The following is a 3,157-nucleotide window of genomic DNA, read 5'->3' as shown; positions in this document are numbered from 1 at the left end:
GAGCCGTTCCAGCGGCGGTCCGATCGGGCGCGCCGGAGCCGGGCGGCGGTGGCGCGCGGCGACCCGGCGCACCAGGCGGGGCAGGCGCACCAGCAGCCCCACCAGCACCGCGGGCCCGAACGCGATCCCCAGGAGGATGGCGATCCCGGTGACGACCGGGTCGTTCCCGGGCACGACACCGACGCTACGACTCCCGGACCCGCCGGGCCACCCCCGGACACGACGACGCCGCGGACACCTGGGGTGTCCGCGGCGCGCGCGACCGGAGGGGGCGATTCCGGCCGCACCCGGCCCTCACGGGCCGGGTCGTGGGTGGCCGGTCAGTCCTGGCGCAGGTAGCTGAGCAGGCGCAGGATCTCGATGTAGAGCCAGACGATCGTGGTCATCAGGCCGAACGCGAGGTACCAGGAGTACTTCGCCGGAACACCGGCCTTGACCGCGTTGTCCGCGGCGTCGAAGTCGAGCAGCAGGCTGAACGCCGCCACGCCGATCACGACGATGCTGAACAGGATGGCCAGCGGGCCGCCGTCACGGAGGCCGAAGCCACCCTCGGTGAAGAAGCTCGCGACCAGGTTCGCCAGCATCAGGACGACGACGCCGATCAGGGCGCCCATCATCCACTTGGTGAACCGCGGGGTGACCCGGACGGCACCGGTCTTGTAGACGACCAGCATCCCGAAGAACACACCGGCGGTGCCGATCACGGCCTGGACGCCGATGCCCCGGAGGTTCGGGTCCATCTGCATGAACCCGGTGATGCCGCCGAGCGCGACACCCATCGAGCCGGAGTAGAGCAGCGTCAGGACGGCGCTGGGCTTCTGCCTGAAGATGACGATCAGGGACACGACGAGCCCGACGATGAACGCGGGCAACGCCAGGATGTAGAGACCCGACAGCACGGTCAGGGTGCCCGCGACCAGAGCCAGGGCAGCGCTGATGGCGGTCTTCTGGACGACGTCGTCGACCGTGATCGGCCGGCCCGTGTCCTGCGTGGCCTGGGTCGGGTCGACGTAGGACGACTGGGAGCCGGCCATGGCGGCGCCCCCGCCCATCATGCCGCCACCCGAGCGGTCGAACGTGGCGTAGCCGCCCTGCTTCTGTGTGGGCAGGTTGCGGAACGCCGGGTTGCTCGTGGAGCGCACCTGGATCCTCCTCGACGGACGTGTGCGGGGCCCACCTCTGGCAGGCCCTCACACGTGTGCAACGCCGAGGGAGCGCCGGGGGTTCCCGCTGGTAAAAAAAAATTTACCGCGTCCAGGGCCTCCGGCGTCAGCCCCGTCTCCCACACCGGGCGATGATCACCCTCCCGGGCGTCTCACCTGCGGGAACGTGGACGTCGGCGGCAGCGGTTCGGCACGCACCGCCGGCATCTCGGGCGTGGTGTCGAAGCGACGATCGTCGGCGGTGTCGGCGCGCCCGTCGGACAGCGGCGCGTCACCGCGCATCTCCGCGCGGATCAGCGCGGGCCAGCGTCCGACCGAGCCGAGCGCGGCCACCGCGGCACGGCGACCCGCGGGACTGGCCAGGGCGGCGACGACGACGAGCAGCGCGACGGCGACGACCACCACGCTGCCGGAACCCGGAGCGAACACGGGCGTACCTCCTCGCAGAAGCGGGCGCCCGGCCGGGGGCAGCCGGACCCACCCTCGCGTCGTACAACGATCCCGTGGCAGGTCGGTCATGGGCCGTCACCTCGCAGCGGGCGCACCCGGGCGGGCCGCACTACTGTCGGCGCCTCCGGCGACGACACCTCCGTCGCCCCCAGTGAAAGGACGGTCCGGACATGTGGGCCCTGCTCTCCCGGCACCTGCGCGTATGGCTGCTCCTGGCGGTCGGTGCACCGCTGCTGGCCTGGCTCCTGGGCAAGATCGGCGACGCCGTCGAGCGCCGCCGCGGCCCCAACACCCTCAGCAAGCTGACCCGCTCGGGCCGCCGCTACCTGGAGCGGCGCACCCGGGGACCGCTGCGCCGCCACGAGCAGACCGACCCGGAGCGGCTCGCCCGCTGACGGGTCCCGCTCCGATACCGGACGACTCAGGCCGGCAGTACCCGGCGCAGGCCCCAGCCGCGCCGGCGGGCGGGGCGCCGCGACGTCACCTCCGCCGGTGGCGTCGGGTCGAGCTGCACGCAGCGGCCGCACGGGGTCCCGGCGACGTCGATCAGCGGGGCCGGGGACACCAGGTGGCCACACAGGGCCGCATACCGGCCGGTCCGCATCGAGTGCGGTGCGCAGAGTTCCGAGTCGGTCACCTTGTGTGCACGACCGTCGAGAACGGACGTCACCGTGAGGACATCGGGTCCGCCGGCCTCGTTCATCCGTCCGGCGGTCACGACGACAGCCACCCGGCGGCAGATCCGTGCGTCAACCGGCGCATTCACGGGCCCCCTCAGCGTGTCGGAGGTTCCATCGTCACGGATGACACGTGCGGATGCAAGATCGCTTGCACAGTCTTTCGACACTCTCCGCAGTCAAACGGACGCAGCGGACACACCCGGAGGTCCCCATGCCCCACCCGAACGGCACGCGCGCAGCGGATCTCGGCCCCGTGACGTGGCGCCGCCCGGCCGGCGGGACCGCCGACGGGCAGAACGTGGAGTTCGCCGTCCTGGACGACGGCCAGGTCGCGGTCCGCAACGCCCGCGACCCCGAGGGCCCGGTGCTCGTCTACACCCCGGCCGAGATCTCCGCGTTCGTCGACGGTGCCAAGAAGGGCGAGTTCGACGACATGGTCGACCCCTTCCGCGACTGAGCCGGGCTCACGGCAGCAGCGGGTCCGCCTCGCGCCACAGCCGGGCGACGACCTCGGACGCCGGGTCGGTCGTCGCACGTCCGGCGGCCTGCCCGGCCCAGTGGTTGACCCGGTCGACCGCGCCGGGCTCGCCCGCGCGGTAGCGGGCCACCAGGCGTCGCTGATGGGGGTAGGGCGCCGGGGCCGGGGCGCCCGGCACGGTCCAGGCACGGACGTAGTCGGTGGCGATGCCGCGGGCCAGCCGGCCGGTGTAGGCACGGGTCGTCGTCGTGCCGGTGGGGTCGAGGCCGTCGAGCCGGGCGGACCAGCCGTCGTCGATCCCGGCCTCGGGGCAGCGCAGCAGCGCCGTCCCCACCTGCACCGCGCTCGCGCCGAGGGTGAGCGCGGCGGCCAGGGCCCGGCCGTCC

Annotated in this window: 6 protein-coding genes; 2 read left to right on the top strand and 4 right to left on the bottom strand. The window is 73.2% G+C overall.

The window, feature by feature from the left end; all coding sequences use genetic code 11:
• Positions 1 to 320: 320 nt before the first annotated feature.
• Both GTW08_RS18500 and GTW08_RS18495 read right to left on the bottom strand, forming a co-directional pair.
• Positions 321 to 1,142, bottom strand: coding sequence for a Bax inhibitor-1/YccA family membrane protein (locus tag GTW08_RS18500; protein WP_073577675.1), 822 nt, complete (start codon positions 1,140 to 1,142; stop codon positions 321 to 323).
• 156 nt (positions 1,143 to 1,298) lie between these two features.
• Complete coding sequence (locus tag GTW08_RS18495; RefSeq protein WP_073577674.1) at positions 1,299 to 1,592, bottom strand: hypothetical protein; 294 nt, start codon at positions 1,590 to 1,592, stop codon at positions 1,299 to 1,301.
• Between the two features lie 191 nt (positions 1,593 to 1,783).
• Here GTW08_RS18495 and GTW08_RS31130 point away from each other — a divergent pair, with 191 nt between their 5' ends.
• Complete coding sequence (locus GTW08_RS31130; RefSeq protein WP_062400338.1) at positions 1,784 to 2,008, top strand: hypothetical protein; 225 nt, start codon at positions 1,784 to 1,786, stop codon at positions 2,006 to 2,008.
• Positions 2,009 to 2,034: 26 nt separating this feature from the next.
• Here GTW08_RS31130 and GTW08_RS18490 read toward each other — a convergent pair whose 3' ends face one another.
• Complete coding sequence (locus GTW08_RS18490; RefSeq protein ID WP_139282976.1) at positions 2,035 to 2,250, bottom strand: hypothetical protein; 216 nt, start codon at positions 2,248 to 2,250, stop codon at positions 2,035 to 2,037.
• 254 nt (positions 2,251 to 2,504) lie between these two features.
• Between GTW08_RS18490 and GTW08_RS18485 the strand changes: the two genes are divergently transcribed.
• Positions 2,505 to 2,750, top strand: a complete 246-nt coding sequence (locus GTW08_RS18485; RefSeq protein ID WP_073577672.1) for a DUF397 domain-containing protein — start codon at positions 2,505 to 2,507, stop codon at positions 2,748 to 2,750.
• Positions 2,751 to 2,757: 7 nt separating this feature from the next.
• Here the strand turns inward: GTW08_RS18485 and GTW08_RS18480 are convergent.
• The coding region (locus GTW08_RS18480; protein WP_202417370.1) for a nitronate monooxygenase at positions 2,758 to 3,157 on the bottom strand (400 nt) is incomplete at its 5' end.

The sequence above is a fragment of the Pseudonocardia sp. SID8383 genome (genome assembly GCF_009864975.1).
GTDB classification, from domain to species: Bacteria; Actinomycetota; Actinomycetes; order Mycobacteriales; family Pseudonocardiaceae; genus Pseudonocardia; species Pseudonocardia alni.
The sequence above is the reverse complement of the archived record's forward strand: the minus strand, read 5'-3'. Positions and strand labels throughout refer to the sequence as shown.